Raw genomic sequence first — 26,635 nt, forward strand, 5'->3', positions numbered from 1 at the left:
AATACCAATTGTGTCTCATAGAAAAAAGCATTACACTGTTCATATAAAATAAAGATAAAAGGTGATATTTGTGAATTACGAACTATTTAAAGCGATCAATGGTTTGTCGCACCATAGCGCCATTCTCGACTCTATCATGGTATTTATAACGGAATACGCCATTTACGCCTACGCCCTTTTCCTGCTTGCCATGTGGCTGTTCGGAAGCACAAAAGGCAGACAAAACGCCCTGTACGCGGGCTTCACGGGTGTTGCGGCGCTTATCATCAACTACCTCATCACGAAAGTCTATGTCGAGCCGCGCCCCTTTGTCGAGCATACGGTTCATACGCTGATCCCTCATGCCGCGGATGCTTCATTTCCGAGTGACCATACGACAGGCGCTTTGGCGATTTCAATTGCGATTCTGTTCCGCAACAAAAAACTCGGCTGGCCGCTTGTGATTTTCGGCCTTTTGACCGGCTTCTCAAGAATTTGGGTCGGCCACCATTATCCGATCGATGTGCTCGGAAGCATTATCGTTTCCCTCATTGTCGGATTCCTGCTGTTCAGATTTTCAAATGTGCTTCGTCCGATTGTCGATCTGATCGTGCGAATCTATGAAAGTATCGTTCATAAAAGCAAATCGACAAACCATAATATATAAAAAAAAGCCGGCGTCTGTCACAGACTGCCGGTTTTTGTATGTTTGGCTGTATGCTTTTTCCTTTGTAAAGCACAGAATGCGGCAATGCCGAGACTGTCAATCAGCACATCGCGGAGGCATCCGTTTCTGCCGAAAAAGAGCTGGACGATTTCTGTCAGGAAAGCGGCGGCCAATGCATACAGCACCGCCCTCTTCATGCGCCTGCGCTCCCTGAAAAACAAATAGGCGAGCACAAAAAATGAAAACGCGTGCCCAAGCTTTTGAATCGCCGCTTCCGGTATGGCGAGCTCCGCCATATCGAACACAAAGAAACCGGACACATCCGGATGGGGCGTGAAACGGAAGGACACCGTCTGCGACACAATCATATCGTGAAAGCTTTCAGTCAAAGCAGAAACGAAAACAAAGACGAGCCACCCGGCCGCCAGACATTTATTCATTCAGCATCTCCTCGTTTTCTACTAGTATAAAGGCACATGCGGCAATATGAAAAGCGCCTATCAGAGCTGATAGGCGCTTTGGGATCAAGATTACTTGCCCGAATCTTTCATTGAGCCGTCATCTTTACCATCTGTCTTGTCTTTTGTGCCGTCCTCTTTGTCACCTGGTTTTTCTTCGGTTTCTTTTTTAGGCGTCACATCTTTTTTCTCGGAAGACTGCTGAATTGCCCCTTCCGTTTCTTCTGTCACAGCGTTTTTCTCTTCAGCCGCCGCTTTTTCAATAGATGTTACCGGCTTGTCCATAAAATTGAGCGGGTTCATCGCTACGCCGTCCTTGCGGATTTCAAAGTGCACGTGATTTCCGCTTTCTTCACTGTAAAGGTTTTTTCCGGATTTACCGATGACCTGGTTCTGCTTTACTTTGTCGCCCTGATCCACGCTGACTTCAGATAAAGACTGATAGACAGTAGACAGGCCGTCTGAGTGTTCAATTTCAACCACATATCCCAGCACCGGGTCTTTAGCAGCTTTAACAACCGTACCGCTCAGAGAAGCAGAAACATCAAATGATTTTCCGTCTTTCTCAGCTAAGTCAATTCCTTTACTGAGGCTGTACGTGTTATTATAGTTAACAAGTGCTGCTTCTTTCTCTTTTTTTGCGGCATCAGTTTCATAAAACTTTTTCACAACAGAAACATTTTCAGAATGAGCAGCCGGCATTGCGACGTTTTCCATTGACTTGCCTACTTCGATGGCATCGTCTTTGCCGCTGTCATACGCGGAGTTTCCGCCGTTGTTCGTCAGATTGTCCTTCACATCATTCGAAACGGATTGATACCAAAGGACAGCTGTTAAAATGACGGCCGCACTGACTAAGTAGATTGCAGGGAATATCCAGCGTTTGCGAAAAAACCGCTGAAGTTTTTTGACTTGAGAAGTTTTCTTTTCTTCCTCTCTCATTTGTTCATCACCTCAGCAACATTCTGAACACTTTTCTGAAAATATATACACATCCATAAAAAACTTTTTTGGAAATAGTATGTGCAGATTGCACTTATTTATGTAATGAAATGTGAAGGGAGATCCCGGAATATGAATTTGACCCTGCGCAAAGCCGTATTGGAGGATTTAGATGCGGTGGTGGCCATTTACAACTCGACGATTGCCTCACGAATGGTAACGGCTGATACGGAAGAAGTGACGCCCGCAGACCGGATGGATTGGTTTTTGCGGCACACGGACCGGCGCCCGCTGATGGTCGCGGAAGATGAAACCGGCAAAGTGGCGGCCTGGATCAGCTTTGAAACGTTTTACGGCCGTCCGGCCTATGACAAAACGGCGGAGATCAGCATCTATCTGCATCAGGATTGCCGCGGCAAAGGAGCAGGAAGCTTTCTGCTGAAAGAAGCCCTGGCACTCGCTCCGGCAATCGGCATCCGCAGCCTGATGGCTTTTATCTTCGGACATAATGTGCCGAGCATTAAGCTGTTTGAAAAATTCGGTTTTACCGAATGGGGCGTATTCCCGGGTATCGCCGAAATGGACGGAAAACGATATGACTTGAACATTTTAGGGAGAGAACTGTCATGATCACCATCGATAAAGACAAAGACGAAAACCAGCCGCTCAATAAAAAAACCCGTTCCCTTGCCGACATCGCCAAATGGGGAAAGATCACCGCCGTGTTTCTGATCATCACGGGCTCTCTTTCCGCTCTGTCAGCGATTGTGACGCTGCTTGGAGCCATTCCGGGGGTTCTGCTCATCATTTCCGGCGTTATGCTGATGCGCTCGGCAAAAGCGGCTGCCGCCCTTCAGGAAGGACTAGAAGAAAACGCGGAAGAAAATATGCTTGCACATTACGCCTCATTTATCAAAATGCAGTTTTTTTATGCGGCATCCAGTGTGGTATTGGGCATTCTCGCTTTTATTTTAGTCGTCATCTTCGCTGTCATCGGAATTATCGCTTATCACAGCACTGATACGTATGACACGCCTGATTCATATTACTATGAGAACGACCCGGTGTTTGAATGACAAAAAGAGCTGATCGCGCGTCAGCTCTTTTTTAATAAAGCATTTCTTTTTTCCGGTCTTCTTCCGTTAAAAATTCAATAAAGCTCTTCATCGCAGACGGCTCCTCGGCAATCAGCCGGGTATAGGCGCTTTTCCGTTCCTCGGACAGAATATCGCTTTTTCTGATTCTGTTCAGCATATAAAGGCGGATCGTTTTTTGCACCTGTTTCCGCTGATAGCCGGCTTCCTTAAACAACGCAAGACCCAAGGCCGCAAGGAGTGCAAAAATGCCGGCCGACACGAGAGCTCCTCTCCCGGAAGGGGCCTGAATCAAAAGCGATGCCAGATGAAACAGACTAAAAGCGGCGAGCGGGAAAGCAAGAAAACGGTAAATGATGCTTTTTTTCATCAGCGGCGCAATGGCGATTTGTATTTTCTGAATTTCTTTTTTTATGAATCCCGGCAATTGTTCCGCATGCTCCAGCTTCATGCCCTCTCCCCTTTGCTGTCATTTTTGTCTTCTTTTTCATATATGCATATTTTAACGCACCCGGAACTTCCTTTGAAAGAAAACTGCATTCAACTTTGATTCCGGCTCTTTATTCTTTCAAAATGTCAATGTTATAATTTGAAATGGGAATCAGATTGCTGCACTTGTCGGAATACTAATGGGCACAGTCTTGATAAATATGATATAGCGGGGTTGCAAAGTGAGCATTTCATTTATTTTATTCGGATTTTTTTTCGTTTTAAATATACTTTTGGCCGTCATCATGATTTTCAAAGAAAGACGCGATGCCAGCGCTTCATGGGCTTGGCTCTTGGTTCTTTTTTTTATTCCCATTTTAGGGTTTATTTTATACCTGTTATTCGGCCATAACCTGAGACGCAAGCATCTGTTTCAATGGGAAGACCGTAAAAAAATCGGGATTGAAAAGCTGCTGAAGTCTCAGCTGAAAGATCTGAAGTCGAGGCAATTCCAATTTAACAACAGAGCGACTGTGGATAATAAAGACCTCATCTATATGCTTGTCATGAACAACCACGCAGTCTTTACAGAGGATAATTCGGTGGAGATTCTGACGGACGGGCGCGATAAGTTCAAACGCTTAATGAAGGACATTTCCAACGCAAAAGATCACATTCACCTTCAATACTATATTTATAAAGGTGATGAACTGGGAAAAAAATTGCGCGATGCCTTAGTGAAAAAAGCACGCGAAGGCGTAAAAGTCAGAGTGTTATATGATGAACTCGGTTCAAGATCACTCAGAAAAAAATTCTTCAAACCGCTGCGGGACGCCGGCGGCCATGTGGAAGTCTTTTTTCCTTCCAGGCTTCGTCCGATTAATTTGCGGCTCAATTATCGGAATCACCGCAAGCTCGTCATCATTGACGGCGAAACCGGCTATGTCGGCGGCTTTAACGTCGGAGATGAGTATCTCGGCCTGAATCCGAAATTCGGCTACTGGCGCGATACGCACCTCAGGCTTCAAGGCACGGCGGTACACGCCATTCAGACACGGTTTATCCTCGATTGGAACCAAGCCTCCCATCATCATACGCTCACATACGTTCCGAATCATTTTCCGGAATGCGAGCCGAAGGGCAATGTCGGGATGCAGATTGTCACGAGCGGACCGGATTCAGAATGGGAACAAATTAAAAACGGCTATATCAAGATGATCTCAACGGCCAAACGGTCGATCCTGATTCAGACGCCTTACTTTATTCCTGACTCAAGTCTTTTAGATGCCCTCAGGATCGCCTGTCTGTCAGGCATCGACGTCAAAATCATGATTCCGAACAAGCCGGATCACGCTTTCGTTTACTGGGCGACTTTATCTTACATCGGCGACCTTTTGAAAGCCGGAGCCTCAGTCTACATTTATGATAATGGCTTTATTCATGCAAAAACGATTGTCGTCGATGATGAGACGGCTTCAGTCGGTACGGCGAATATCGACGTCAGAAGCTTCAGACTTAATTTTGAAGTCAACGCCTTTATTTATGACGTCACCATCGCGAAAAAACTCATTTCCTCATTTAAAGAAGATCTGCTCGTCTCCAGAAAATATACGTATGAAGAATATCAGGAGCGTTCGCTGCGGATCCGCATTAAAGAATCGATTTCAAGACTTCTTTCGCCGATTTTGTAATTCCCGGGGTGTTTCTCGGGAATTTTCTGATATAAAAACGGACACGGCACGAAAAAACACATTTTATATTCAAAAGAATGACCGAATAGTGTATAAATGAAAAGTGAGTATTTTTTTGTAAAGGAGTGCCATAGTTTGAAACCTGAATCAGTGAATCGTTCGCTTATTTCTATTTCGAAATGGGGAAAAGCGACAGGTATTTTATTTATTATCATGGGTGCGTTTGCGGCGCTGTCGGGCGCGTTTTTCTTTTTAATCGGAGCCATTCCCGGCGTTCTGCAGATCATTGCCGGCATTTTTCTGATGCGCTCGGCAAATGAAGCGGGACAGATGGCGGAGCAGTTCAATGAACTGACAGAGGAACATATGCTGGAGAATTATGCAAAGTTCGTGAAAATGCAGGGGATCTACCTGATTGTGACGGTCGGCTTGTCCGTTCTCGGTATCGTTCTCTTCATTGTCCTCATGACGCTCGGCATCATGGACGGCGTGTTTAATAATATTGATGCCAATACATATTAAAAAGGAAAATCCCGGCGCATCCGCCCGGGATTTTTTCTTATTCCGCTTCTTCGACAACGGGAAAGTTTTTCTGCTTTGGATTTGCCAATACGGCGATGGCATAATAGCGCAGCTGAGACGCTGTCTGCAGATATTCTTTCAGACATTCCGGCTTCAGCCACACGTGTCGCCGTCACATCAAAAAAGCTTTTCCTCAGAGTTTCAGCTGAAATCACTCAATTGTTCGCCTGTTCCTGATCAGGTTTAGAAGCAAGAATTGTGATTCTGCAAAATAAGGATAAAAGCCATGGTGGAACAAGACCGCTTATCATACATTTTTTTGGGTCTTTGTAATTAAATTACAATTGTTCTTAATATTCACTCATGTATTCATGCTATTATATTGAAAGGAACGATCAAAAGCGTTGGCGTTCGTTAAATATTTACGAGTGCTGCCTCATGTCAAAGTCAGAAAAAATAGTATAGGAGGTAACATATGTTTAAGTTTAAAAAGAAATTCTTAGTTGGATTAACGGCAGCTTTCATGAGTATCAGCATGTTTTCGGCAACCGCTTCTGCAGCTGGCACAGATTACTGGCAAAATTGGACTGATGGGGGCGGAACAGTAAACGCAGTCAATGGATCTGGCGGGAATTACAGTGTTAATTGGTCTAATACCGGAAATTTCGTTGTTGGTAAAGGCTGGACTACAGGCTCGCCATTTAGAACAATAAACTATAATGCCGGAGTCTGGGCGCCGAATGGGAATGGATATTTGACTTTATATGGCTGGACGAGAGCACCTCTCATCGAATATTATGTGGTGGATTCATGGGGTACTTACAGACCTACCGGAACGTATAAAGGTACCGTAAAAAGTGATGGAGGTACATATGACATATATACAACGACACGTTATAACGCACCTTCCATTGATGGCGATAACACTACTTTTACGCAGTACTGGAGTGTTCGCCAGTCGAAGAGACCAACCGGAAGCAACGCTGCAATCACTTTCAGCAATCATGTTAACGCCTGGAAGAGCCATGGAATGAATCTGGGCAGTAATTGGGCTTATCAAGTCTTAGCGACAGAAGGATATAAAAGCAGCGGAAGTTCTAATGTAACAGTGTGGTAACAGCTCATCTTTAATTAGGGGCAGCTAACGGGCTGCTGATCGTTCCTTGAGACATTTTATAATGATTATTAAGAGGCGAACGGTTTTGGCATTGCTGGAAGCAGGATATCATTTTTTGTTTAACTTGCTCACAGCTGACACCTTCACATAAGCCTTAAGCAAAATAAAAATATCCCGGTAACCGCCTCCTTTAGTTTCGGAGGATTTTTTCATTAAACAGATCGCAATCCCGCATCCAGGCTTGTCTGAATATAGAGCCAATACCGTGATTTCCTCATTACCCATTGTAACCATCCTTGTTACACCGATAGCGGGATGAACCATCTCTTTTTAACAAAAGAGATGATTCATTACATCATAAAGGGACTTGCTCGCAAGTTCATTCTCCATTGCCCGCTGTACGCTTCCGAACGTCTCATCGAGCGCGCGCTGAATATTTTTGCCGACCGGACAGTCGGGGTTCGGATTGTCGTGAACCGCAAAAAGCTCTTCCTTATTCTGCACCGCCTTGTAAACCTCTAAGAGGGTGATCTCCGCCGGATCTTTTTTCAGGCTGGCTCCCGGAACACCCGCCCGGGATGTCAGAATACCCGCTTTTTTCAGCTGGCTGATCGTTCTCCGCACGACGACGGGATTGGTGTTTACGCTGCCCGCAATCATGTCCGATGACGCCCGTTCATCCGTTGAGATCAGCGATAGAATGTGAATGGCCACAGCAAGACGGCTGTTAATCATGTTTTTCACCACCGTTGTAACCACAATAGTTACATTTCATTTGTTTGTCAACTACTAATATACACTAAAACGGGCGGCAGGATGAAATCAAGTTGGCAATAGAGGTGTAAACAGGCCGGCGGGAAACCGGCCTGAGAGGGATTAAAATAAGAAATAACGCTGTCCGAGCGGAACATAGCTGACGGGCTGGCATGCCAGCTCTTCTCCGTCGGCGAACACCTGATAGGTTTTCGGATCGACTTGTATATTCGGCATCGCGTCATTCAGCTTCATGTCGAGCTTACTCAGCTTACGGATATTCCGTACGGGAGAAATCATTTTTTCAAGGCCGAGCTTTTCCGGCACACCGTTTGCGATACCGGCCTGGGACATAAATGTAATAGAGGTATTTCGGTTTGCTTTACCGTATGATGCGTACATCTGCCGCATAAACACGGGCTCAGGCGTCGGAATGGAAGCATTCGGATCTCCCATTTGGGCGCGGGCGATCATGCCGCCTTTGAGCACAAGTTCAGGTTTGACGCCGAAGAAAACCGGGTCCCATAGTACGAGGTCGGCGAGCTTTCCTTTTTCAACGGAACCGACTTCATGGCTCAGGCCGTGAGTGACGGCCGGGTTGATCGTGTATTTGGCGATATAGCGTTTGGCGCGCACATTGTCATTGCCGTTTTCTCCTGATAGAGCGCCGCGCTGCTTTTTCATTTTATCGGCCACCTGCCATGTCCGGATAATCACTTCTCCCACCCTGCCCATCGCCTGCGAGTCAGATGACGTCATGCTGATCGCGCCGATATCGTGCAGAATATCCTCCGCCGCAATGGTGGCCGCTCTGATGCGTGAATGACTGAATGCCACGTCTTCAGGCACTTTTGAATCTAAATGATGGCAGACCATCATCATATCAAGATGCTCGTCCATCGTGTTGACGGTATATGGAATCGTCGGCGTCGTAGAGGACGGCAGAATATTGGCGTAAGATGCGAGTTTCATAATATCCGGTGCGTGGCCTCCGCCGGCTCCCTCTATGTGATATGTATGGATAACCCGATCGCCGATCGCATCAAGCGTATTTTCTAAAAAGCCCGCTTCATTTATCGTGTCTGTGTGAATCGCCACCTGAATGTCCGCCTCATCCGCCGCTTCCATACAAGCTTTAATGGCGCTTGGCGTTGATCCCCAATCTTCATGCAGCTTCAGGCCGATCGCGCCTGCTTCCACCTGCTCGATCAGCGGCGCTTTATCGGATGCATTCCCTTTTCCTAAGAAACCGACGTTGATCGGAAACTCCTCGGCCGCTTCCAGCATTCTCGACATGTACCATGCACCGGATGTACAAGTCGTCGCTTTACTTCCCGTCGCAGGACCCGTTCCGCCGCCGAGAAGCGTGGTCACGCCTGAAGAAAGCGCGACTTCCATCTGCTGCGGGCAGATAAAGTGGATATGCGTATCCACCCCGCCGGCCGTTACGATTTTCCCTTCGCCGGAAATGACTTCTGTTCCGGCACCGATAATCATGTGCGGGTCCACCCCATCCATAATATCAGGGTTGCCGCTTTTTCCGACGCCGACAATCCGGCCGTCCTTCACCCCGATATCCGCCTTGACGATTCCGGTATAATCCAGGATAACGGCGTTTGTAATGATCAGATCAAGCGCTCCGTCTTTCCCGGTGATACGCCCGTTCTGCCCCATGCCGTCCCGGATTGTTTTCCCTCCGCCGAAAATCATTTCTTCACCGTAATTCGTGAAATCTTTTTCGACTTCAATCCATAAATCCGTATCTCCGAGTCTGACTTTGTCTCCCGTTGTCGGTCCGAACAGTTCTGCGTATTGCTCACGTGACATTTTCATCGGATCGCCTCCTCCATCCATCCGGCTTTTTTAAGATTTGACAGCGTCTTCTCTTTTCCCCGCTCATCCATATAAGTATCGGCCATGCCGTTGAGACCTCTGACCGTTTTTCGCCCTCCGATTTCCACAAGCGTGACGGTTTTCTCTTCTCCCGGTTCAAAACGGACAGATGTGCCTGACGGGATATCAAGGCGCATGCCGATTGCTTTGTCCCGATTGAAGGAAAGGGCGCCGTTGGCCTCGGCAAAATGAAAATGCGATCCTACCTGCACTGACCGTGTTCCGTTATTGGTGACTGACACCTCCAGCGTCTTCCGGCCTTCGTTAATGGTGATGGTCCCCTTTGCGACTTGAATCGCTCCCGGCTTCATGACTTCACCTCCGCTTTGATCGGCTGATGAACGGTGACAAGCTTAACCCCGTCCGGGAACGTCGCTTCCACCTGAATGCTGTCCAGCATTTCCGGAACGCCTTCCATAACGTCTTTTTCCGTCAATACATTGCGGCCGGATTCCATCAGCTCAGCAACGCTTTTTCCGTCTCTCGCGCCTTCCATCAGATAACAGGTCAAATATGCGGCGGCTTCAGGGTAATTCAGCAGAACGCCGCGCGCCTTCCGCTGCTTAGCGAGCTCTCCCGCCGTAAAAATAAGCAATTTTTCTTGTTCAACCGGTGTCAGTTTCATCTGTATTCCCCCTTAGTGATAGTCAAACACAATCCGCATGGTCATACCGAAACGATGCAGGCGGCCGTCACCCCCTTCACCTCATGAAATGTTAAGTGATAAAAGTTATTCGACGGTGAACGGCCCGATTCCTTTTGCAGAAATTACCGATTTCTCATTTTTTTCTTCAACAAACGTTTAATCAAATGTGAAGAAAGGTTACATTCTATGTGAATATTATAAAGAAATCGTCGATAAATTTATAGAATATTTAAAAATTTAGTGAATATTAACCAAATGAACTGGAATTTTTGTCATTTCTCATAACAAAAAGCCCAAAATATTTTGGGCTTTTGCTGTGTTTCACTATCAAATTAATCATCACTGAGTTTATCTTTCGTTTTGCCGACACCCTTTTGCAGGCTGCCTTTCGCTTTGTCTTTTTTACCTTCCGCTTTTAAGTCGGACTTGTTTGCCATGTCACCTGCTTTGTCCTTTGCTTCCCCTTTCATTTTGTTCATGCCGCCTTTTACTTTGTCTTTTAAACCGTTATCTTCACTCATGATCTCTTCAGCTCCTTTTTTATTCTGTGTACTTGTTTTCTTCCCTTTCAGCCCGAACACAAACATGTAAACTCTCAATTATTGATTTCACAGCGTTCCCCGTAGCGGAGCACTTTGTAAACGGCCAATCCGTCTGACAGCTTATTATCCCCGTATTGCACCGGCAGAAGAGCAAAGAAAACATAATAAGTTGAAAAATAGACAAATTGGTAAAAAAATAAGTTTGGCTCAAGGACATCTTTTATGATCAGCAGATTTATTAAAAAGATAGAAGCGAGATTAAACAGACAGCCTCCGGAATAGACGAGCGCGCTCGTCAGACGGTTATCTATCCGCAATTCGCCGAACTTGCAGAAAGAATCTATGAAGTAGATACGCCGAACCTGAATCGGCCCTACTTTTAAAAGACGTTTCCCCATTCCGATATCCAATGATGCCTTGCCTCCGAACAGCATGGCCATAAAGCTGTGTCCCGCCACATGGATGACAGACACCATCGGCAGAATGATGAGAAATGATACAAAAAACTTTATCATATCATTGAATCCGAACAACAAATCCCTCCTTCCCCTCGTGCTTTTTTCTCTCTTTTGCGATTTTTCCGTTTTTTCCTATGGTCAAACGTTATGATGTGCATAAAAAAATAACCATCTGCTGAGCAGATGGTTAAGAAAATTATATATCGTATAAACACTGTTCTTTTTGAATGTTTTCTCTCATGCGAATCGCTTTTTCATAAAAATACGCCGCTTCTTTATATTGCTCATGTGCGCTTGTGTAAACGGCGGCCTCCAAGGCGAAATCTTCAATATACACATACAGCGATTTTTCATTCATATAGTCAAACACTTCATGGATTAAATCCATATTGAGTGACTCCAAATAAAGCGCTTGTAAAAACTTATACTTCTCTAAACTGAATCGGTCGCCCCGTTCTTTCGCGATCATGACCCCTCTTTCATAATAGGTAAGGGCCGCTTGGTCATCATGCAGCCTGAAAAGGGTGTGCGTTAAGCTGAACAGCGCCTTCGGAAGCTGTTCAAGCTGATGCTCTTCAAAAACGGGAACCGCTTTTCTAAAGTACCGGGCCGCTTCATCCAGATCGCGCTTTTCAGAATAACAATTCCCCAGATTGTAAAGCGAAGACCCGATCAGGCGGGGCTGTCCTTCAAGCAAAGAAAGGCGGAGGGCTTCGTCTAAATGCTCAAGCGCTTTGTCGTAGTTTTTGCAGTCGATGTAGTTTCCTGAGATGACGAAATGGCATTGAATTCTCCGCACTCTGTAGAAATCGTGTTTCATATACGTATCCAGCGCCTGAATCCCGTGATTCATGGAAAAATGAGTCTGCTTCATGACATAAAACACTTCAGACATCTTGAAATGGAATTCCGCCCTCTCTATATCATCCTCGACAAATGAAAGGAGTTTTTCCGCTTTCCGGTAAAAAGAAATAGCCGCAACATAGTTATTGTGATCGAATTCATACATCCCTCTGAACAAATGGAAATAATACTCAGACAGTCCCGATATGCTGTCCGTGCTTTCGATCGTCTTTTGCAGCTCGCTGTACTGAATCTGTGATTGTTCGGTGCATTCCGGCTTGACGTAATCAAGCATAATATGATGGCGGTAGCTGATCAGCTGATAATATAACAGCAGCAGCTGGTCTTCCTCCATACGTTGTATATCCTCATCAATTTCCTCTTTCAGCTTTATGGCATCAGCCGCTTGAAACGCTAAAATGTGCTTGTACCATTTGTTGATCTTAACTCCAACTTGAGATGACGGAATCTCGTATGCGGTCATGCCCCTTTCACAACCTTTTCTAATTTCTATTGGTTATATTTTAACATATTGTATGGCTTTGGAATTGCATAACTTGATTGTCCTGCATCAAAATTCCTATCATATATTTCGGCTGTCATCGGTATTTTTTGAACAGACCGCTCTCATATTGTGAATAAAAAAGCCTGCCCTTGTCCGGGCAAGCTTTTCTTCATCCGCCTATATAAGACATTTCCACTTTCTTTTTCCCATCCGTTTTAGAAAGCGCGCGGTCAATTGAATACTGATCCGTGCGATTTCTCCAGACAGAGGCGATGGATTCCGTCAATTCGTCATCGGTCAGACCGCCGCGCACGAGTTTCCGAACATCATAGCCGCTTGACGCAAACAGGCACGTAAACAGCTCGCCTCTCGCCGACAGGCGCGCTCTGTTGCAGGAGGCGCAGAATGCATCCGAGACGGAGGAAATCACGCCGATTTCGCCGGAACCGTCAAGATAGCCGAACCTGGAAGCGACCTCTCCTTTATAATTCGCTTCTATCGGCTCCGTCGGCATGTGCTGGTTGATCAAATCAATAATCTCGGCCTTCGTGATCACGTCTTTTTTATTCCATTGATTCGTATTGCCGACATCCATAAATTCAATAAACCGGAGAATATGACCCTTTTCTTTAAAATAGCGGGCCATCGGCAGGATATCTTTTTCATTGACGCCCTTTTGAACAACCATATTGATTTTCACACCGAGTCCGGCCGCTTTTGCCGCCTCAATGCCCTCAAGCACCTTGTTCACCGAAACCCCGCGGCCGTTAATGGCCTTAAACCGCTCATCCTCTAAAGAATCGAGGCTGACTGTCACGCGATGCAGCCCCGCCTGCTTCAGTTTTTCCGCATACACGGGAAGCAGAGAGCCGTTTGTCGTCATCGCGATATCTTTAAGTCCGGGGATGCGCGCAAGTTTTTTGATCAATTCAGGCATATCTTTTCTCATGAGCGGCTCTCCGCCCGTCAGCCTGATTTTTTCAACGCCGAAGCGGCCGACAAACAGCTTCGCAAGCCGCTCAAGCTCCTCGAAGGAGAGCAATTCCGTCTTTTGTAAAAATGGATAATCCGGTCCGAATAATTCGGCTGGCATACAGTACGTGCATCTGAAGTTGCAGCGGTCGGTTACAGAGATACGAAGATCCCTGAGCGGCCTTTCCCTTTTGTCTGTCACCCGGCGCGTTTCTGTATTCATAAGCCCAAGACCCCTTTCTATTGTTCAACCCGTTCAGGATGTGTGTATATGTTAAATGATCCGTTTCTGACAAAACCTATCGCGGTTATGTTCAGCTCTTCCGCCATTTGCAGCGCGAGCTCCGTCGGCGCCGATTTTGAAATGACAATCGACACGCCGATTTTTGCGGCTTTTAATAAAACCTCTGAGGAAATCCGGCCGCTGAAGACGATCAGCTTGTCACGGACCGGTATTCCGTTTTTCAAACAGCAGCCGTACAGCTTATCCAGCGCGTTGTGGCGCCCGATATCCGTCCTCATAAAGAGCAGCTTTTCCGTATCGCACAGCGCCGCATTATGGACGCCGCCCGTTTCCCGGAAGGTGCCGCTTCCGCTTTGCATCTCCTTCATCAGGCGAAGGCACGTCTCAGGAGTTATGGTGATACGGCTGACGGCGGTTTTGGCCGTTTTCGCATCCTGCTGAAAGTAAAAATGGCGGCCTTTCCCGCAGCATGAACCGATGACCCTCTTCGTATAGTCTTTTTGCTCAAGCACCCCGGGATTCGTCAGTTCAACATATGCAAACCCGAGACTTTCATCTATAGTAAAGCTTTTGATTTCTTTTTCAAAACGAATGACGCCTTCTGATGCAAGAAATCCGATGACGAGTTCCTCTAAATGGTCAGGCGTGCAGACGAGTGTAACAAATTCCTGTCCGTTCACCATGACGGTCAGCGGATACTCTGAAACCATCCGATCCGCCGTCTTTGTTAATACCCCTTTTTCATAGCGGTATATGTCCCTTACCGCTGTTGTTCTTTTATCCACTGTTTTCCCCTCCGCAGTATCCTTCTCTTTTATTCTTCCACAATCCCTGTATTTTGTCGAATTTGCGGTTTAAAAAAAGAGCCCTCTTAGGACTCTATGTTTCATTGCGATGATGTCTGCTCAGAATGGTGAATAATATAACTGCGGCGATAATGGCCAATATACTGACGAATATGAAGGCGGCAAGCTTCAGAAAAATTCCGATCAGAACAAAAACGACTGCCGCCAGCACTAATATAATGCCTGCTCCTTTTAACAACAGCGTTCATCTCCTTTTATCCGTATCATTCCCACGGTTCCGTTTTCTAAACAAAAAAGACGCCGCGCGGGCGTCCTTTTTTAACCTATTCTTTTGCTAAATCCTTTGCAGCGTCTTCCCAAGCCTGTTTGAACTCGTCCGCGCTGTCAGCTGAGACATATGTGCCGCCTCCCGCTTCCGCCGCTTTTTCAAGGCTTTCGCTTCCTTTCATGCCGAAGTTGAAGCCGATGATATTGACGATCGTGTTGACGTTCGCTTTACGGAGCTTTTGAATTTCGGCCTGAGGATTACCGCCGCATGTTTCTTCACCGTCTGTGATCAGATATACGACGTTTTTCCCCGTGGCGCCGGCCCGCTCAAATTCTTCACGCGTATCAGAAAGCGCTTTCGCTATCGGTGTCCAGCCGGTCGGTTTAATCTTGCTGAGTGATTGCTCAAATGGAGTCACGGCGTACGGCTGAAGGCCGTATAACGTTTCTGTCGCATTACATGATACGGCTTTGCCTGAGTTTTTATTATTGCCCTTATGCCCGAATACCCGAAGCATCAGATTCGTGTCTTCAGGAAGAACTTCCGCAAAAGAAGTGACAGACTCTTTCGCGACATCTATTTTACGCTCTCCCCCTGTTTTTTGTATCATGCTTCCGCTTGCGTCAAACAGCACGGCAACGTTTGTTTCTTCGTGCTTTTTCTCAGCTGCAAAAACAGGTGATCCGAGTGAAAGCGTCAAAAGTCCGACAATCCCCGCAGTGAACATTTTTTTCATTTCCTTCATTCCTCTCCGTTTGTTTTTGGCCGATGGGCCCCCGGCTCTTCTCTATGCTAGATGACGAGTATGCAAAAAGATATAGGGCGGGATTCCTTTTGTATAAGCGGCTGTATGCCGTTAAAAATGAACAGAATTATGCGCATCATCCTAAAAAGATTGGATAAATGATGACAGATTTAATGCCTTTTTCGCCCTTTTTGTAATATAAGTCCGGAATCTGATTCTTTTTACAGTTTTCTCTTCACCTTTTCTTGAAATTTTTGTTAAATAAAAATAAAAAAAAGGGCCGATAAACGGCACCTTTTCTTATTCCGCTAATGAACTCGCTGCCATTGTAAAGATGCGGTTCATATCCTTTTGGCTGTGAGCTTCGTAATATTTTCCTCCGCCCGCTTTGGCAATCTCGTGAAGCTGGCCGTTGAAGCCTTCCTTAAAGTCAAAGCCGATCACGTTGACTTTAATATGCTGTTTGCGAAGTTCTTTCGCTGTCTTAACAGGATCTCCTCCGCATGTCTCCTCGCCGTCCGTCAACAGGAAAACGGATTTACTGCCAAGTTTGTGCAAACCGGTAAAGGAAGCCTTCGCATCCTCTAATGCTTTTGCAATCGGTGTCCAGCCCGTAGGCCCGATTCCGTTAAGAGAGTTAAGGAAGCTCTGTCTGTCAAACCTTTGGAATCCGTACACACCGCGAATGGATTCACAAGATTGAACCTTTCCGGAGTTTTTATTATTGCCTTCCGAACCGAAAACCGTCATTCTGACCTGTGATTTAGATTTAATTTGATCCGCAAAACGGACAATTTCTTCTTTTGCCATGTTGTATTTAGAAACACCGTCAATCCGTTTTGCCATACTGCCGCTCGCATCAAGTAAAATGGCTGTATTGTTTTTAAATGAAAGAGTCTTCTCGTTTGCATTCTCGGCAGCAAAAGCAGGAGATGCAGCAGTCAGCATCAATCCGAGCATGAGTATGAGTGAAAATGTTTTTTTCATTGCTTTTTCCCCTTTTCAATAGATTTACGTTCAACGCCGAACAATATTTATCGTAAATGAGATGAATAGGGAAATAAATAGGACGGCGTTCCTCATTATTTTTGCGTATATTCACATAGAAGCGGCATTTTTATCAGTGATTTACACCCGGCGCTCAGCCTTCAATCGACATTTGTCAGCCTTTAGGCTTTCGTTATATGAGTCTGTTGGTTGCTTTACCGTTTATGGAATAGTTTTCAAAAAAATAGACGCTCATGAAAGCGTCTATTTTTTCGCCATATATTTGTTTAAAAATGAATCTGCTTCGGAAATGTCCACTCCCTGATAATAATGCTTGACGATGTCCGCCACTGATTTTCCCTGCTCCGCCATGTAATTGGCCCCGTACTGGCTCATCCCGACGCCGTGGCCGAATCCTTTTGTCGTAATGGTGATGCTGCCGCCGTTCCGTTTCCATTCAAAGTCGGCAGAACGGAGTCCGAGTTTTTCCCGGATGTCTCTTCCCTTCAGCTTTTTGCCGTTGATAACGGCCGTCGCCACTTGATGGCCCGGCGTTCTGGCTGTAATCTGTCCCACCGTGTTTTGTCCCGAGAGCTGTACGCCGAGCTTTTGCTGAAACTCCGGCACACTGAAGGTCTGGGTGGCGAGATATTTCGGCGATTGCTTATCCCACGGACTTTTCACGCTCTTTAAATAAGGAATGGCGCTTGTCCAATAGGCTTCCGCATTTTCCGTATACCCGTTGCTCGTAGAGAAGAAAGATGCCTCAATCGGCTTGTTATCGTACGTTAAAATCTTTCCTTGCGTGCCGGCCACCGCGTTTGTGATTTTCTTGAGGTTGTGTGCGTACTTAGAACCCCATTCTTTTTTCAGCTGGCTTTTGCTTTGATAGACTTGGAACATTTGCGTATCATCCACCAGTGATCCTTTCGGCGCCTGAACGGCTGAGTCAGCGACCATCAGTCTGACGATGAATGTCCGGGCGGCGAGCGCCTGGGCTTTTAAGGCCTCCGGTTTAAAGTTTGCGGGCATTTCGGAAGCCACGACACCGACCACGTACTCTTCAAGCGGAATGTTCTCTACAGAATGATTGGATGTCCGATAAACCGGAATGGATACAGGTGATTCTTTCAATGTTTCTGCTCCTTTTGTTTCTCGTGTGGTGTGTGCTGTTTTGTGTCCGGGCTCTCTATTTACGGCTGCTCCTTTTTCTGCCTGAAACGGAAGGACGAGAATGGTGGGGACAAGAAGAATAAGTATACACAGCCCGGATAGTAGAAATACAATCGGTTTCATATATCAGCTGCCTCCTGCTTGGGATTCGACTCTACTTCATCTTATGGGCAGGGACAAGCTAATATGACTTCCTTTTGGACAGAATCTTTATTCCATTTTTCACGCGAAAAACGTATTCTTTTTTGGAAATCAGAGCATAATAATGATGATAAACCATAAAAAAACAGTATGCCAGATTGACATACTGTTTTTACAGCCATTATGCGTTTAGGTCAGTTACGACTTCTTTGCTTTCTTGTTCAGCGGCCGTTTCATCAACGACACGCTCGATGTCAGCGCCGAGAGCCGCAAGTTTTTGATGGAAATTCACATAACCGCGATCCAAGTGCTTCAGTTCCGTGACACGTGTATGACCTTCAGCCACTAATCCCGCAAGAATCAGCGCCGCGCCCGCACGCAGGTCCGTAGCGGCAACTTCTGCGCCTTGCAGCTGTACAGGACCATTAATGATCACAGAACGTCCTTCAATTTTAATGTCGCCATTCATCCGGCGGAATTCTTCAGCATGCATAAAACGGTTTTCAAACACAGTTTCAGTAATCATGCTTGTTCCGCTCGCACGGAGAAGCAGCGCCATCATTTGCGACTGCATATCAGTCGGGAATCCTGGGTGAGGCATCGTTTTAATGTCGATCGGCTTCAGCTGGGCAGGACCGATGACACGAAGGCCTTCTCCTTCATCCGTAATTTTGACTCCCATTTCTTCCATCTTCGCAATTAAAGACGTAAGATGCTCAGGAACCGCACCTTTGACTAATACATTTCCTTCCGTGATCGCCGCAGCCACCATGAAAGTACCCGCTTCAATACGGTCAGGAATGATGTTGTGTCTTACGCCGTGAAGCTTTTCGACACCTTCAATTTTAATGGTGCCTGTGCCGGCTCCGCGGATTTTTCCGCCCATCGCATTGATATAGTTCGCTAAGTCAACGATTTCAGGCTCTTTTGCCACGTTTTCAAGCGTTGTTGTTCCTTCAGCTAAAGCAGCTGCCATAATCAAGTTTTCTGTCGCACCCACACTTGGGAAATCTAAATAGATTTTTGCGCCCTGCAGACGGCCTTCCACTTCTGCTTCAATAAAGCCGTTGCCTACTTTGATTTTTGCACCCATTGCTTCAAAGCCTTTTAAATGCTGATCAATCGGTCTTGAGCCGATTGCGCAGCCGCCCGGAAGCGCTACTCTTGAATGACCCGTACGGGCTAACAGAGGGCCCATAACAAGCACTGACGCGCGCATTTTGCGCACATATTCAAAAGGTGCTTCTGTTTCTAAAGCGTAAGAAGCGTTTACGGTAACTTCATTATTCTCAAAATGCACATCTGCTCCTAAATGACGCAACACTTCATTAATTGTATATACATCGGAGAGCGTAGGTACATCACATATTACGCTTTTTTCTTCACTTGCTAATAAAGATGCAGCGATAACTGGTAAAACGGCATTTTTTGCTCCTTCAACTTTCACTGTGCCGTTTAACTTCTGACCGCCGCGGACGATGATTTTTTCCAAGGTATTCCCCTCCGCGTCCCTATATTCTCTATATTAATATTCAGTCGTCACGATTGGTGTGCCAACCGTAACGGTATGTTTTTCGCCCATTCCCGCACTTCTAAGCGCAACTTGCACATTCATCTTATGTTTCGATGTCATGATGTAATCTGTCCACTTATATGTAAATGCAGAAACAGAAACGAAATGAGGCTCAACTACATGTTCAACTGGACTTGCTTCAAATTCTTTCATGAGCTGTTCTGCTTTTTTTTGCAAAACAATACTCATATTATCATTTAAATGACCCTTTAGACAAGTAAAAATAAATACTTTATTTTGAAATATGTCATGTGCCTGCCGTTCAAACTGTTCATATGTATCATTCCAGTTTTTCGGTTGCTCCGGGCTCATTTGCTCATATAATAAATACGAAGTTGGGTTCTGGTTTTTGAGGGTAGTGACGAGCTGCAGTTTAAAAGTTGTGTGATTTTTTTTGTCAGAATACGTGCCGACGGCCTTTACGATTTTATCTTCCCGCGCGGATTCCCAATGATATTGCGGATACTGCGTCTTCAGTTCTTTTACCTTGTCATCAAATTCACTCAGTGACAGGTTCAGATTTTTTTTCGCATGAAGCGTCCATTCATCTACAGTGACCTGCTGCCGCTCCATTCCTTCGGCAATCTGGGCAAGCGGAGACAGCTCACTTGCATGAATGGAATGAAATACCGCTATTAAGGCGCTTAAAAAAACAAAAAACAAGATGATGCGGCCTGCTCTTTTTTTCTTCATATCGATCTCTCCCCCTTACTCCCATTTTTGCCGGAGCCGGGGAAAGCAATACATGGAAAACTTCGTCAAAACTCGCCAAGCGGGTGAAGAAAAATTGGTTTCTCACCCAGCGATTCCCTTCATTTTAACAGACGAAACATCTTAAAATAAGTATGGAAGCTGTTTCGAATAGGTAAGATAATCTAAAAAGAAGTCAGCGACTGCCGTACCGATCGCAATGGTAAGAAGAATGATCAGCAGCCTCGCCTGCACTATTTTTCCTTTTCGGATCAGCGGATCAAAGTTGACGGCCTGAAGCGCCCACCATGTCACCGCAATGCATACCAGGTGAACCAGGATGCTGATTGCGGCCTGCTGCCCCAATACATTCACAAATTCCATCTCCTTTCATTTTTTCCGCCCCTCATATCCTCTCTTATTATATAAGAAGAAGAGAGAAAGATGATCATTTTTACATCAGAATTTTTATCCAAAATTAGGGGCAATCCCCGCTTAAATGTCCGTTCTCCGGCATGATATACTTTTTTGGAAAGGAGATGGGAATATGAATCATTCCTTTTTTCATCCGGAAAAGCAGTATGGAGAAACTCTTCCCGTATTTGACCACGAGTGGGAAGCGATAGCATTCTACTATGATTATAGACAGTCTCAAACAGAGGAACTGAAAGAATTATGTCAGTTTTTCAACATTTCTCTTGATTATTCACGCGGCAGCCTGCTGGAAGTGGAAGCTCTTTACTTCCGCAGCATACAAGAGCTGCTTTTGGCGGATTGGAACCTGCCGATTGACGAATTTGAGAAAATGCTCAGTGTGTATGTCATCGATTGCGCCATCAGACACCATGACGATGCCGAATGGGTCGTCAAACCTTATCCGTATACGGACGGCGCTTATACGACGGGTGTGCGGAGAGGAAACAAAACGTGGCACACCGACAACTGCTGCGAACATTTATATCTGCAAAAAGAAGAGGATCATCCGCTTATCTGCGTCTATGAATCTCTTATGCGTTAATATAGAAAAAGAATCCTTCTCAGACAGCCGAGAAGGATTCTTTTTTAGTTTCCTGCAACATCCAATCTGTTTACAGCCCGCTGTAGCGCAAGCTCAGCCCGACGAATGTCAGTATCATCTGATCGTTTGTTCAAACGGTCTTCCGCCCGCTTTTTCGCAGCAAGGGCGCGCTCTTTATCAATGCTTTCCGCTGTTTCAGCGGCTTGTGCAAGGATAGTGACCTGATCAGGACGGACTTCTAAAAATCCGCCGCTGACAGCCGCCAATTCGGTCTGCCCGTCTTTTTTAAGGCGGACAGCGCCGATTTTAAGCGGAGCCACGGTCGGAATATGGCCAGGCAAGATACCGAGATCACCGCTCTCGGCTCTTACACTTACCATTTCAATATCAGCATCATATACTGGGCCGTCGGGAGTAACGATATTGACTTTAACGGTCTTCATGCTTTTACCCTCCTAGGACCAGATTAAACTTCTACACCCATCTCTTTTGCATTCTCAATGACTTCTTCAATGCGTCCCACAAGACGGAATGCATCTTCCGGAAGATGGTCATATTTACCGGAAAGGATTTCTTTAAAGCCTCGTACCGTTTCTTTAACAGGCACGTAAGAACCCTTTTGTCCCGTAAACTGCTCAGCTACGTGGAAGTTTTGAGAAAGGAAGAACTGGATACGGCGTGCGCGGTGAACGACAAGCTTGTCTTCTTCACCTAATTCGTCCATACCGAGAATCGCGATAATATCCTGAAGTTCTTTGTAACGCTGAAGCGTTGACTGGACTTCACGCGCCACCGCATAATGCTCTTCTCCGACAATTTCCGGAGCAAGCGCGCGGGAAGTGGAAGCCAGCGGATCAACCGCAGGGTAGATACCCATTTCAGTTAATTTACGCTCAAGGTTAGTCGTCGCATCCAAGTGAGCGAACGTTGTCGCCGGAGCCGGGTCAGTGTAGTCATCGGCAGGCACGTAGATCGCCTGGATAGATGTAACTGAACCAACGTTTGTAGACGTAATACGCTCTTGAAGCTGACCCATTTCTGTCGCAAGCGTCGGCTGATAACCAACCGCAGAAGGCATACGGCCGAGAAGCGCGGAAACCTCTGAACCCGCTTGTGTGAAACGGAAAATGTTATCGATAAAGAACAGTACGTCCTGTCCTTGTTTATCACGGAAATGCTCAGCCATTGTAAGACCCGTCAGTGCTACACGCATACGTGCGCCCGGCGGCTCGTTCATTTGTCCGAAGACCATGGCTGTTTTCTTAATAACGCCTGAATCGCTCATTTCGTAGAAAAGGTCGTTCCCTTCACGAGTACGCTCTCCTACACCGGCGAATACGGAAATACCGCCGTGCTCTTGCGCGATATTGTTGATTAATTCCTGGATTAATACGGTTTTACCTACGCCGGCGCCGCCGAACAATCCGATTTTACCGCCCTTGATGTAAGGAGCGAGCAGGTCAACAACCTTAATTCCCGTTTCAAGAATTTCAACCTCAGTTGAAAGCTCATCGAATGAAGGAGCTGATCTGTGGATCGGGTCCTTTTGAGCATCCGCAGGCAGCGGTTCATTTAAATCAATTTTATCTCCCAGTACGTTAAATACGCGTCCGAGAGTCACATCACCGACAGGAACGGAAATCGGAGCACCTGTATCAACTGCTTCCATTCCGCGCTGAATTCCGTCCGTAGATGCCATGGCAATTGTACGGACTGTATCATCGCCTAAATGAAGAGCAACCTCTAGCGTTAGGTCGATGCCTACTTCATTTTCGCCTGTAGCTGGCTGTGAAACTTTAATCGCATTATAAATCGCAGGCAAATGGCCGTCCTCGAAACGTACGTCGACAACCGGTCCAAGCACCTGACTTACGCGTCCTTTCTTCATCGCTATCCCTCCTGACAAAATCTTTCTATTCTAAAGCGGCTGCACCGCCGACAATTTCGGTAATTTCTTGTGTAATCGCCGCTTGACGCGCGCGGTTATATGAAAGCGAAAGTGAATCAATGAGTTCTTTCGCATTATCCGTCGCATTTTTCATTGCTGTCATTCTCGCAGCGTGTTCACTTGCTTTACTGTCAAGAAGCGCGCCGTAAATTAAGCTTTCCGCATATTGAGGAAGCAGCACTTCGAGCACCTCTTCTTCATCCGGTTCGAACTCGTAAGAAGCCGTGCGCTTCCCGCCGCTCGTTCCGAAATCCGTTAAAGGCAGCACTTTTTTCTCCGTCACTTCCTGTGAAATCGCACTGACGAAATGGTTATACACCAAATGCAGTTCATCAAAAGCGCCGTCGATAAACATTTGAACCGTCTGACGGGTCAAATCTTTAATCTGAGCAAAAGTGACCTCGTCGCCAAGCCCCACTAACTCAGACAAAATCGGCATTTCCCGTTTTTTGAAGAAATCGCGGCCGACTCTGCCGATTGCAATCACCGTGTATTCATCTTTAGACTGATGGCGTTCTTGAATGGTGCGGTAAGCGTTTCGCAAAACCGAACTGTTAAACGCACCCGCAAGCCCGCGGTCAGACGTAATGACGAGATACGCCGTCTTTTTCACTTCTCTTGAGACAAGCATCGGGTGTTTCGCGTTTTTCGCGCCTTTTCCGACGTTAAACACAACCTCCTGGATCTTATCCATATACGGAGCAAATGACTTTGCGTTGGTTTCCGCACGGTTCAGCTTCGCAGCGGATACCATCTGCATGGCTTTTGTAATCTGGCTTGTTTTTTTCGTTGACGTGATCCTTGACTTAATATCGCGTAATGAGGCCAAAGATTTCACCACCTTTATTCTTCATTTGCGTAAAAAGAGAGAAAAAGAGAACCTTTTTCTCTCATCTTCTAAGGGTTAGTTGCTTGGTGCAAATGTGCGTTTGAAGCCTTCGATTGCAGCTTTGAAGTCTTCATCAGCAGGAAGGTTTCCTGTTTTCGCAATGCCGTCAAGCAGATCTTTATGGTTTTGATCAAGGTACATGTAGTACTCTTCTTCAAAACGTCTGATATCCGCAACCGGAATATCATCAAGATATCCTTTTGTCAGCGCATAAAGAATGGCTACCTGTTTTTCAACCGGGAGCGGTTTATTCAAGTCTTGTTTCAGCACTTCAACTGTACGCGCACCGCGGTTCAGTTTCGCCTGAGTCGCCTGGTCAAGATCAGATCCGAATTGGGCGAACGCTTCAAGTTCACGGTATGAAGCCAGGTCAAGACGCAATGTTCCAGCTACCTTTTTCATCGCTTTGATTTGGGCTGATCCGCCGACACGGGATACGGATAATCCGGCATTGATCGCAGGACGCACGCCTGAGAAGAATAGGTCGGATTGAAGGAAAATCTGTCCGTCAGTAATGGAAATGACGTTTGTCGGGATATAAGCGGAGATATCTCCTGCTTGTGTTTCGACGAACGGCAGCGCCGTAATTGATCCTGCGCCTTTTGCGTCACTCAGCTTGGCTGCGCGCTCAAGCAGACGGGAGTGAAGATAGAATACATCCCCAGGGAATGCTTCACGGCCCGGCGGACGGCGAAGAAGCAATGACAGCTCACGGTAAGCGGCCGCTTGTTTGGATAAATCATCATATACGACGAGAACGTGCTTGCCGTTGTACATGAATTCTTCACCCATTGTCACCCCTGCATACGGTGCAAGGTAAAGAAGCGGAGCCGGCTGTGAAGCGGACGCCGTCACGACAATCGTGTAATCAAGCGCGCCATGCTTACGAAGTGTTTCCACCACGCCGCGCACTGTAGATTCTTTTTGACCGATCGCTACGTACACACAGATCATGTCTTGATCTTTTTGGTTTAAGATTGTATCAATCGCAACAGATGTTTTACCTGTCTGACGGTCACCGATAATCAGCTCACGCTGTCCGCGGCCGATCGGAATTAACGCGTCAATCGCTTTGATACCCGTTTGCAGCGGCTCATGTACCGATTTACGGTCCATTACGCCTGGAGCCTGGCTTTCGATCGGACGTGTTTTGCTTGTCAGAATCGGACCCAGTCCGTCTACCGGCTGTCCTAACGGGTTGACGATACGTCCGATTAATTCTTCACCTACAGGAACTTCCATGATGCGGCCCGTTCTTTTGACCTCATCACCTTCACGGATATCTCTGTAAGGTCCTAAGATAACGATACCTACGTTGGATTCTTCAAGGTTTTGAGCCATACCCAAAACGCCGTTTGAAAACTCAACAAGTTCACCGGCCATACAATTGTCAAGGCCGTGCACACGCGCAATACCGTCTCCGACTTGGATGACTGTACCTACGTCATGAACTTCAATTTCAGATTGGTAATTTTGAATTTGCTGCTTTATCAGCGTGCTAATCTCTTCAGCTTTGATGCTCACTTAGGTTTCACCCCTTCTATCGATTTCCTCCGGCAAGTTGACGTTCCATGCGCTCAAGCTTTCCGCTTACGCTTCCGTCATATATCCGGTTTCCAATGCGGACTTTAATGCCGCCTATTAAATCCGTCTGCACTTCATTTCTGATTCTGAGCGAAGCGATTCCGGCTTTTTTTGCAAACACTTGAGACAATGATAACATTTCCGCTTCTGACAGCGGTTTTACTGAATAAACAACCGCGTCCTCTGTCTGACGGGCCTGATTGGCAAGTTTGATAAACTCGTCTGTGAGATCAGGCACAATCGAAGACCGGCGGCGGTCAATCAGAAGAAAAATCGTATGCAGCACAGACTCAGACAGTGCGCCGAACGATTGCTGAATCAGCTCTTTTTTCTTAGCGGCCGATACCTTCGGATGGCTTAACACTTCCTGTAATCCGGCTTCGTTCCGGAACACTTCTTTTAGTACGGTAAGCTCTTCTTCGACTTCATTGATTTGAGAAGTCTCAACGGCAATGTCGAAAAGCGCTGACGCGTATCGTTTAGAGACAGCAGATCCACTCATCGGCTTTCTCCTACCTCTTTAAGATAGTCCTGAATCAGTTGTTCCTGGGCTTGTTCATCAAGCTCTTTTTCAATCACTTTCGATGCGATTAAGACAGAAAGTGATGCGACTTGCTCGCGAAGTGCGGAAACCGCTTGTTCTTTTTCTTTAACAATTTCGGTTCTCGCCGCTTCTTTCAATCTTTCAGACTCGGCGCGTGCAGCCTGGATAATGTCTTCCTTCTGCTTTTCACCCAGTTTTTTCGCATTTTCAATGAGTGATTGTGATTCCTGTTTCGCTTCTTTTAAAAGAACACGCTGCTCTTCAATCAGCTTCTGCGCTTCTTTATTTCTTTCTTCAGCGGACGTAATTTCGCCGGCGATATGATCTTCACGCTGTTTCATTATATTTAATAGCGGTCCAAGAGCGAATTTCTTGAGAAGCGCTAATAAAACTAACATAGCTAACAATTGGAATAGGATATCTCCGCCGTTAAACGACAGTCCTAATTCAAGAGGTAATTGAGACATCTACTACGGCAACTCCCTTCTGCAGGTTTTCTCTGCTGATAAAAAGC

Annotated in this window: 34 protein-coding genes; 7 read left to right on the top strand and 27 right to left on the bottom strand. The window is 46.2% G+C overall.

Annotated features, from left to right (window positions below; genetic code table 11):
* The first annotated feature begins 70 nt into the window (after positions 1–70).
* The gene (locus tag G4O42_RS17620) at positions 71–646 is read left to right on the top strand and encodes an undecaprenyl-diphosphatase (RefSeq protein WP_003151220.1); all 576 of its coding nucleotides are present in this window, start codon (positions 71–73) and stop codon (positions 644–646) included.
* A 17-nt stretch (positions 647–663) separates the two neighbouring features.
* Here the strand turns inward: G4O42_RS17620 and G4O42_RS17625 are convergent, their stop codons facing one another.
* The gene (locus tag G4O42_RS17625; RefSeq protein WP_007407570.1) at positions 664–1,086 is read right to left on the bottom strand and encodes a VanZ family protein; all 423 of its coding nucleotides are present in this window, start codon (positions 1,084–1,086) and stop codon (positions 664–666) included.
* 90 nt (positions 1,087–1,176) lie between these two features.
* The gene (gene spoIIQ, locus G4O42_RS17630) at positions 1,177–2,046 is read right to left on the bottom strand and encodes a stage II sporulation protein SpoIIQ (protein WP_032875980.1); all 870 of its coding nucleotides are present in this window, start codon (positions 2,044–2,046) and stop codon (positions 1,177–1,179) included.
* Between the two features lie 138 nt (positions 2,047–2,184).
* On the opposite strand from spoIIQ, the gene G4O42_RS17635 reads away from it, so the two are divergent.
* Both G4O42_RS17635 and G4O42_RS17640 read left to right on the top strand, forming a co-directional pair.
* Positions 2,185–2,676: a GNAT family N-acetyltransferase gene (locus tag G4O42_RS17635; protein WP_087920810.1), complete on the top strand. Its 492-nt coding sequence runs from the start codon at positions 2,185–2,187 to the stop codon at positions 2,674–2,676.
* Positions 2,673–3,122, top strand: a complete 450-nt coding sequence (locus G4O42_RS17640) for a DUF5362 family protein (RefSeq protein ID WP_032875976.1) — start codon at positions 2,673–2,675, stop codon at positions 3,120–3,122. Before G4O42_RS17635 ends, G4O42_RS17640 begins: the two co-directional genes overlap by 4 nt.
* Positions 3,123–3,153: 31 nt before the next feature.
* Here the strand turns inward: G4O42_RS17640 and G4O42_RS17645 are convergent, their stop codons facing one another.
* Positions 3,154–3,591 (bottom strand): DUF5392 family protein, encoded by a 438-nt coding sequence (locus tag G4O42_RS17645; RefSeq protein ID WP_014419085.1) that lies wholly within the window; start codon positions 3,589–3,591, stop codon positions 3,154–3,156.
* A gap of 220 nt (positions 3,592–3,811) precedes the next feature.
* Between G4O42_RS17645 and cls the strand changes: the two genes are divergently transcribed.
* Complete coding sequence (gene cls, locus G4O42_RS17650; RefSeq protein ID WP_007407575.1) at positions 3,812–5,260, top strand: cardiolipin synthase; 1,449 nt, start codon at positions 3,812–3,814, stop codon at positions 5,258–5,260.
* Positions 5,261–5,395: 135 nt separating this feature from the next.
* A complete protein-coding gene (locus G4O42_RS17655) occupies positions 5,396–5,782 on the top strand; it encodes a DUF5362 family protein (RefSeq protein WP_032875973.1) in 387 nt (128 codons plus the stop codon).
* Between the two features lie 37 nt (positions 5,783–5,819).
* Here G4O42_RS17655 and G4O42_RS20125 read toward each other — a convergent pair whose 3' ends face one another.
* The gene (locus G4O42_RS20125) at positions 5,820–5,945 is read right to left on the bottom strand and encodes a hypothetical protein (protein WP_255322061.1); all 126 of its coding nucleotides are present in this window, start codon (positions 5,943–5,945) and stop codon (positions 5,820–5,822) included.
* A 312-nt stretch (positions 5,946–6,257) separates the two neighbouring features.
* Between G4O42_RS20125 and xynA the strand changes: the two genes are divergently transcribed.
* Complete coding sequence (gene xynA, locus G4O42_RS17660) at positions 6,258–6,899, top strand: endo-1,4-beta-xylanase XynA (protein ID WP_007407578.1); 642 nt, start codon at positions 6,258–6,260, stop codon at positions 6,897–6,899.
* A 108-nt stretch (positions 6,900–7,007) separates the two neighbouring features.
* On the opposite strand, the gene G4O42_RS17665 is transcribed toward xynA, so the two are convergent.
* The 17 genes from G4O42_RS17665 to G4O42_RS17745 all read right to left on the bottom strand — a co-directional run bounded on the left by G4O42_RS17665 (position 7,008) and on the right by G4O42_RS17745 (position 20,513).
* Positions 7,008–7,184 (bottom strand): hypothetical protein, encoded by a 177-nt coding sequence (locus G4O42_RS17665; protein WP_223204425.1) that lies wholly within the window; start codon positions 7,182–7,184, stop codon positions 7,008–7,010.
* A gap of 45 nt (positions 7,185–7,229) precedes the next feature.
* Positions 7,230–7,634: an Rrf2 family transcriptional regulator gene (locus G4O42_RS17670; RefSeq protein ID WP_032875964.1), complete on the bottom strand. Its 405-nt coding sequence runs from the start codon at positions 7,632–7,634 to the stop codon at positions 7,230–7,232.
* Between the two features lie 141 nt (positions 7,635–7,775).
* Positions 7,776–9,485, bottom strand: coding sequence for an urease subunit alpha (ureC, locus tag G4O42_RS17675; RefSeq protein ID WP_032875961.1), 1,710 nt, complete (start codon positions 9,483–9,485; stop codon positions 7,776–7,778).
* On the bottom strand, positions 9,482–9,856 hold the full coding sequence (gene ureB, locus G4O42_RS17680; protein ID WP_003151199.1) for an urease subunit beta: 375 nt from the start codon (positions 9,854–9,856) through the stop codon (positions 9,482–9,484). Before ureB ends, ureC begins: the two co-directional genes overlap by 4 nt.
* Positions 9,853–10,170: an urease subunit gamma gene (gene ureA, locus G4O42_RS17685; protein WP_007407581.1), complete on the bottom strand. Its 318-nt coding sequence runs from the start codon at positions 10,168–10,170 to the stop codon at positions 9,853–9,855. Before ureA ends, ureB begins: the two co-directional genes overlap by 4 nt.
* A gap of 353 nt (positions 10,171–10,523) precedes the next feature.
* Complete coding sequence (locus G4O42_RS17690) at positions 10,524–10,712, bottom strand: CsbD family protein (RefSeq protein ID WP_003151197.1); 189 nt, start codon at positions 10,710–10,712, stop codon at positions 10,524–10,526.
* 74 nt (positions 10,713–10,786) lie between these two features.
* The gene (locus G4O42_RS17695) at positions 10,787–11,266 is read right to left on the bottom strand and encodes a hypothetical protein (RefSeq protein ID WP_012118654.1); all 480 of its coding nucleotides are present in this window, start codon (positions 11,264–11,266) and stop codon (positions 10,787–10,789) included.
* A gap of 121 nt (positions 11,267–11,387) precedes the next feature.
* The gene (locus G4O42_RS17700; RefSeq protein WP_007407584.1) at positions 11,388–12,518 is read right to left on the bottom strand and encodes a response regulator aspartate phosphatase; all 1,131 of its coding nucleotides are present in this window, start codon (positions 12,516–12,518) and stop codon (positions 11,388–11,390) included.
* A 190-nt stretch (positions 12,519–12,708) separates the two neighbouring features.
* On the bottom strand, positions 12,709–13,734 hold the full coding sequence (gene moaA, locus G4O42_RS17705; protein WP_032875958.1) for a GTP 3',8-cyclase MoaA: 1,026 nt from the start codon (positions 13,732–13,734) through the stop codon (positions 12,709–12,711).
* A gap of 17 nt (positions 13,735–13,751) precedes the next feature.
* Complete coding sequence (gene fdhD, locus G4O42_RS17710; protein WP_032875955.1) at positions 13,752–14,540, bottom strand: formate dehydrogenase accessory sulfurtransferase FdhD; 789 nt, start codon at positions 14,538–14,540, stop codon at positions 13,752–13,754.
* 94 nt (positions 14,541–14,634) lie between these two features.
* On the bottom strand, positions 14,635–14,799 hold the full coding sequence (locus tag G4O42_RS17715; protein WP_003151191.1) for a hypothetical protein: 165 nt from the start codon (positions 14,797–14,799) through the stop codon (positions 14,635–14,637).
* An 85-nt stretch (positions 14,800–14,884) separates the two neighbouring features.
* Entirely contained in the window at positions 14,885–15,565 is a 681-nt protein-coding gene (locus tag G4O42_RS17720) for a VWA domain-containing protein (protein WP_012118657.1), read from the bottom strand.
* Positions 15,566–15,874: 309 nt separating this feature from the next.
* Positions 15,875–16,561: a VWA domain-containing protein gene (locus G4O42_RS17725; RefSeq protein ID WP_007407590.1), complete on the bottom strand. Its 687-nt coding sequence runs from the start codon at positions 16,559–16,561 to the stop codon at positions 15,875–15,877.
* Between the two features lie 264 nt (positions 16,562–16,825).
* Positions 16,826–17,857: a stage II sporulation protein D gene (spoIID, locus tag G4O42_RS17730; RefSeq protein WP_007614360.1), complete on the bottom strand. Its 1,032-nt coding sequence runs from the start codon at positions 17,855–17,857 to the stop codon at positions 16,826–16,828.
* Between the two features lie 199 nt (positions 17,858–18,056).
* Entirely contained in the window at positions 18,057–19,367 is a 1,311-nt protein-coding gene (gene murA, locus G4O42_RS17735) for a UDP-N-acetylglucosamine 1-carboxyvinyltransferase (RefSeq protein ID WP_007614362.1), read from the bottom strand.
* 33 nt (positions 19,368–19,400) lie between these two features.
* Positions 19,401–20,141, bottom strand: coding sequence for a YwmB family TATA-box binding protein (locus tag G4O42_RS17740; RefSeq protein ID WP_032875952.1), 741 nt, complete (start codon positions 20,139–20,141; stop codon positions 19,401–19,403).
* A gap of 141 nt (positions 20,142–20,282) precedes the next feature.
* Entirely contained in the window at positions 20,283–20,513 is a 231-nt protein-coding gene (locus G4O42_RS17745; protein ID WP_007614366.1) for a DUF1146 family protein, read from the bottom strand.
* 172 nt (positions 20,514–20,685) lie between these two features.
* Here G4O42_RS17745 and G4O42_RS17750 point away from each other — a divergent pair, with 172 nt between their 5' ends.
* A complete protein-coding gene (locus tag G4O42_RS17750; protein ID WP_032875950.1) occupies positions 20,686–21,156 on the top strand; it encodes a hypothetical protein in 471 nt (156 codons plus the stop codon).
* Between the two features lie 44 nt (positions 21,157–21,200).
* Here G4O42_RS17750 and G4O42_RS17755 read toward each other — a convergent pair whose 3' ends face one another.
* The 6 genes from G4O42_RS17755 to atpF all read right to left on the bottom strand — a co-directional run bounded on the left by G4O42_RS17755 (position 21,201) and on the right by atpF (position 26,588).
* On the bottom strand, positions 21,201–21,599 hold the full coding sequence (locus tag G4O42_RS17755; protein ID WP_003151176.1) for a F0F1 ATP synthase subunit epsilon: 399 nt from the start codon (positions 21,597–21,599) through the stop codon (positions 21,201–21,203).
* A gap of 23 nt (positions 21,600–21,622) precedes the next feature.
* Entirely contained in the window at positions 21,623–23,044 is a 1,422-nt protein-coding gene (atpD, locus tag G4O42_RS17760; protein WP_003151173.1) for a F0F1 ATP synthase subunit beta, read from the bottom strand.
* A 25-nt stretch (positions 23,045–23,069) separates the two neighbouring features.
* Positions 23,070–23,933, bottom strand: a complete 864-nt coding sequence (gene atpG, locus G4O42_RS17765) for an ATP synthase F1 subunit gamma (protein WP_003151172.1) — start codon at positions 23,931–23,933, stop codon at positions 23,070–23,072.
* A gap of 75 nt (positions 23,934–24,008) precedes the next feature.
* On the bottom strand, positions 24,009–25,517 hold the full coding sequence (atpA, locus tag G4O42_RS17770) for a F0F1 ATP synthase subunit alpha (protein ID WP_003151170.1): 1,509 nt from the start codon (positions 25,515–25,517) through the stop codon (positions 24,009–24,011).
* A gap of 16 nt (positions 25,518–25,533) precedes the next feature.
* Positions 25,534–26,079 carry a F0F1 ATP synthase subunit delta gene (locus tag G4O42_RS17775; protein ID WP_032875948.1) on the bottom strand — a complete coding sequence of 182 codons (546 nt, stop codon included), beginning with the start codon at positions 26,077–26,079 and terminating at the stop codon, positions 25,534–25,536.
* Positions 26,076–26,588 (bottom strand): F0F1 ATP synthase subunit B, encoded by a 513-nt coding sequence (atpF, locus tag G4O42_RS17780; RefSeq protein ID WP_003151168.1) that lies wholly within the window; start codon positions 26,586–26,588, stop codon positions 26,076–26,078. Before atpF ends, G4O42_RS17775 begins: the two co-directional genes overlap by 4 nt.
* Between the last annotated feature and the right edge of the window lie 47 nt (positions 26,589–26,635).

The sequence above is a fragment of the Bacillus sp. LUNF1 genome (assembly GCF_011008975.1).
GTDB classification, from domain to species: Bacteria; Bacillota; Bacilli; order Bacillales; family Bacillaceae; genus Bacillus; species Bacillus velezensis.